The sequence below is a fragment of the Mycobacterium sp. E796 genome, from assembly GCF_001672815.1.
In the GTDB taxonomy this organism is placed as follows: domain Bacteria; phylum Actinomycetota; class Actinomycetes; order Mycobacteriales; family Mycobacteriaceae; genus Mycobacterium.
Genome location: NZ_LZKK01000055.1, coordinates 1 through 718 on the forward strand (window position 1 = coordinate 1; position 718 = coordinate 718).

A 718-nucleotide genomic window follows, 5' to 3' on the forward strand; every position below is an offset into this window, starting at 1 on the left:
GCGGTGCCGCCCAACCTGATCGGCTTCGTCGAGTCGGCCGGGATGCCTGCCGTCGCCTACGGGCAGCGGGATTCCCAGCAGCAGCTGGACGAGGATTTCCTGCATAACTCCTGGAAGTTCCAAAACCCGGTCAAGCTGGCCCGCGAGGCGATGGAGCCGGTCCGGGCGGGCTTCGAAGAGCTGGGCGCCGCGCTCAAGTCGCTCGTCGACGGGGTCGACCTGCTGCTGACGGGCCAGCTCTATCAGGAGATCGCCGCCAACGTCGCCGAGCGCTACGACATTCCGTTGGCCGCGTTGCACTTCTACCCGATGCGGCCCAACGGCCACGTGGCGTTTCCCGCGCGGTTGCCCGCGCCGCTGGTTCGCTCGACGATGAAGACCCTCGACTGGATGTATTGGCGGTTCACCCGGAGCGCCGAGGAAGCGCAGCGCCGGGATTTGGGTCTGCCGAAGGCCACTTGCCCTGCGCCGCAACGCATGTCGGAACTCGGCGCGCTGGAGATCCAGGCCTACGACGCGCTTTGTTTTCCCGGCTTGGCCGAGGAATGGGGCGCCCGGCGGCCGTTCGTCGGCGCGCTGACCATGGAGTCGCCCACCGATGCCGACGACGAGGTCGCGTCGTGGATCACCGCCGGAACGCCGCCGATCTATTTCGGCTTCGGCAGCATGCCCGTCGGGTCGCTCGCGGATCTGGTCACGATGATCGGCGGGGCCGACC

General features: G+C 68.1%; 1 pseudogene. It reads left to right on the forward strand.

The features are described from left to right. Window positions 1–718: pseudogene (locus A5706_RS33430) on the forward strand (glycosyl transferase); the annotation flags it as partial.